Source organism: Microbacterium sp. P2_F9, assembly GCF_056403635.1.
Window position 1 is genome coordinate 1 of sequence record NZ_JBFUFC010000285.1, and the last position, 3,527, is coordinate 3,527.

Annotated in this window: 3 protein-coding genes and 1 pseudogene; 1 reads left to right on the forward strand and 3 read right to left on the reverse strand. The window is 68.4% G+C overall.

Going from position 1 to position 3,527, the window contains the following annotated elements:
- Positions 1-763, reverse strand: a 763-nt coding sequence (locus tag AC1DVT_RS18810; RefSeq protein WP_477390763.1) for a hypothetical protein, incomplete at its 3' end; no start/stop codon positions are given.
- Positions 764-922: 159 nt separating this feature from the next.
- Entirely contained in the window at positions 923-1,567 is a 645-nt protein-coding gene (locus tag AC1DVT_RS18815; RefSeq protein WP_457098328.1) for a biotin transporter BioY, read from the reverse strand.
- A gap of 132 nt (positions 1,568-1,699) precedes the next feature.
- Here AC1DVT_RS18815 and AC1DVT_RS18820 point away from each other — a divergent pair, with 132 nt between their 5' ends.
- Positions 1,700-3,298, forward strand: a complete 1,599-nt coding sequence (locus AC1DVT_RS18820) for an ABC-F family ATP-binding cassette domain-containing protein (RefSeq protein WP_457098329.1) — start codon at positions 1,700-1,702, stop codon at positions 3,296-3,298.
- 12 nt (positions 3,299-3,310) lie between these two features.
- Here the strand turns inward: AC1DVT_RS18820 and AC1DVT_RS18825 are convergent.
- A pseudogene (locus tag AC1DVT_RS18825) lies at positions 3,311-3,527 on the reverse strand (SURF1 family cytochrome oxidase biogenesis protein); the annotation flags it as partial.

A 3,527-nucleotide genomic window follows, 5' to 3' on the forward strand; every position in this document is an offset into this window, starting at 1 on the left:
CGCCGTGATAGGCCGGGTTGCTGTGCGCGTCGAAGATCATCTGCAGCTGCGCGGCCACCTCGGGCATCAGGTTCCCCCGGCATGGCACGCCCCAGTCGGTCGGCGCGCCCAGCGTGAAGGAGCGCTTGTGTTCGGTCATCCGCTCCCGCGGTTCGGCGCCGTCCTGATCCAGCGCGATCGACCATGCTTGCGCCTGCACCCGCAGCAGATCAGCGCCCATCGGCGGCCCACCATCCGGGCCGTCGCCGCGCGACTGAGCGGCCAGTGCTGCGTCGGCGGCGAGCAGCTCCTCCCGGGAGATCCGCGACCTCGCGGAGAGCAGCGGGCCGGCGACCGCGACCAGCCCATCGACGCCGACGAGCCCCTCGCACATCGCCGCCCGCATACCCGGGAGCGCCGGCTCGAGCAGCGCACCGGTGGTGAGCGACACCTCACGCCGCACCGCAGTCGAGGCGCGGCGCAGCCGGGAGACCGTGGACCGGGAGCAGAGCGTGGCGCGTTCCACSAGTTCGCTGACATCGTGGCAGCCGARCCGSGTCGTCATCCGATCRTCCCGATCACCCGACGACGACCKCGYCTCSACCTCGCCSACCGCSTCGATCAGCACCGCATCCAGCCGCCGGCCGACGCGSSYCGCGGCCGAGAGCAGAGACAGGAGATCAGCCTCATCGGCGATCCGCAGCGCCCCGCCGACCACAGCCTCGGCCACGACCTCAGCGACCATCGCGTCGAGTGCTTCGAGGCGATCGATGAGGTCTTTCATACCCCAATCCTGCCGAGGGCCACCGACATTCCGACCCCGAAATCCACCTGATCAGCAGATGTTTTTCGACCAATTTCGAAGGGCGAACTCACACACACGAAAGCCCCGACAGGGAGTCGGGGCTTTCGGGGAATCGGATGCCGCGGCCGCGGCATCCGGTCAGCTCTTGCTGTTGTCGACCCGGCGCACCAGCGCCCAGGCTCCCGGGATGATGAGGGCCGCGAGCGCCGCCTTGATCAGACCCCCGAGGATGAAGGGGAGCACGCCGACCTCGAGGATCTGGCCGAACGTGTAGTCCGCACCCAGCACGTTGTTGAGGATGAACGCGAGGTACGGCACTCCGATGAGGAACGGGATGATGCTCGCCAGCGCGAACCCGGCGAAGGCGAGCAGCGGCTTGCGGTCCCAGGCCCGCTGTGCGAACCAGCCCGCGACGAACGCGGACGCGATGAAGCCGATGACGAATCCGAAGCTCGGCTTGGCGACCGCCGCGATCGAGCCGGTGAAGTCCGCGAAGACCGGAAGGCCGGCGAGCCCGACGAGCATGTAGGTCGTCAGGGCCGCAGCGCCGCGCCAGGCGCCGAGGGACGCGCCGACGACGATGACCCCGAGCGTCTGACCCGTGATCGGCACCGGCCACAGCGGGATCGAGACCTGGGCGAGCAGCGCGACGATCGCGGCGCCGGCGACGACGAGTCCGGCGTCGAGCGCGAAAGCCTGCGCGCGCGCGGTCGGGCGGGCGATGAGGTCGGCGAGAACAGGACGGTGTCCGGCGGCGGAGGGGGCTGCGGAGAGCGAGGACATGGGGCTCCTAGGACGTCTTTGGCCTCTGGGCGAGGCGGGAGTCGAAATTTGCGCGTGCTGTCGCGACTTATACTAGGGGGCTGACCATCGGTCACTTCTGCACCCAATCACTCAAGGAAACGGACGTCTGCTGTGCTCTCCGTGCACGACCTCGAAATCCGCGTGGGTGCCCGCGTGCTCATGTCGGAGGTGTCCTTTCGCGTCTCGGCCGGCGACAAAGTCGGCCTGGTCGGTCGCAATGGCGCAGGCAAGACGACGCTCACCAAGGTGCTCGCCGGGGATCTGATCCCCGCCGACGGCAGGGTGGACCGTTCCGGCGAACTCGGCTATCTGCCTCAGGACCCCCGCACCGGTGACCCCGAGATGCTGGCCCGCACCCGGATCCTGGATGCCCGCGGCCTCGGCACGCTCGCGCTCGGCATGCACGAGGCCACCCTCGCGATGGGATCGGACGACGCGGATGTCGCGGCCAAGGCCATGCGCAAGTACGCGAACCTCACCGAGCGCTTCGAATCGCTCGGGGGCTACACCGCCGAGGCGGAGGCCGCGTCCATCGCGCACAATCTCTCGCTGCCCGACCGGATCCTCGATCAGCAGCTGAAGACCCTCTCCGGCGGTCAGCGCCGCCGCATCGAGCTCGCCCGCATCCTCTTCTCGGATGCCGAGTCGATGATCCTCGACGAGCCCACGAACCACCTCGACGCGGACAGTGTCGTGTGGCTGCGCGAGTTCCTCAAGAACTACAAGGGCGGGCTGATCGTCATCAGCCACGATGTCGAACTGGTGGGCGAGACCGTCAACCGGGTGTTCTACCTCGACGCCAACCGCCAGGTCATCGACGTCTACAACATGAACTGGAAGAACTACCTCCGCCAGCGCGTCGCCGACGAGGAGCGTCGCAAGAAGGAGCGCGTCAACGTCGAGAAGAAGGCGACGCAGCTGCAGATGCAGGCTGCCCGCTTCGGCGCGAAGGCCTCGAAGGCGGCGGCCGCGCACCAGATGGTCGCTCGCGCCGAGAAGATGCTGTCCGGCCTCGACGACGTCAGGCAGGAGGAGCGCGTCGCGAAGCTCCGCTTCCCCAAGCCCGCTGCGTGCGGGAAGACGCCCCTCATGGCGTCGGGGCTCTCGAAGTCCTATGGCTCGCTCGAGATCTTCACGGATGTCGATCTCGCGATCGACCGCGGGTCGAAGGTCGTCGTGCTCGGGCTCAACGGCGCGGGCAAGACCACGCTCCTGCGGATCCTCGCCGGCGTCGACAAGCCCGATACCGGCCAGATCGAGCCAGGGCATGGCCTCAAGATCGGCTACTACGCCCAGGAGCACGAGAACCTCGATGTCTCGCGCTCGGTGCTCGAGAACATGATGTCGGCGGCGCCGGACATCACGGCCACGGATGCCCGCAAGGTGCTCGGGTCGTTCCTGTTCACCGGCGACGACGTGCTCAAGCCGGCCGGCGTGCTGTCCGGCGGTGAGAAGACGCGGCTCTCGCTCGCGACCCTCGTCGTGTCGAGCGCCAACATGCTGCTGCTCGATGAGCCCACGAACAACCTCGACCCGGCGTCGCGCGAGGAGATCCTCGGCGCGCTCGCCCACTACGAGGGCGCTGTCGTGCTGGTCTCGCACGATGAGGGCGCCGTCGAGGCGCTCAATCCCGAGCGGGTGCTGATCCTGCCCGACGGCGTCGAAGATCTCTGGGGTCGCGACTACGCGGACTTGATCTCGCTTGCGTGAGCTGCCGGCGCGTCAGCGCTGGTCGAGGAGCGCGTCCTCGTCTTCGGCGTCGCGGTCACGTCGGCGTGCCCGAGCGGGTTCGCGAACCACGGTCTCGCCTGCCGCGGCGGCCTCGGCATCCTCCCGTCGACGCGTCCGCTCGGTGCGGATGACGTAGAAGATGAAGATGAAGCCCATCACGGCGAACAGGATCCACTGCACCGCGTAGGACAGGTAGGGCCCGGGGTCC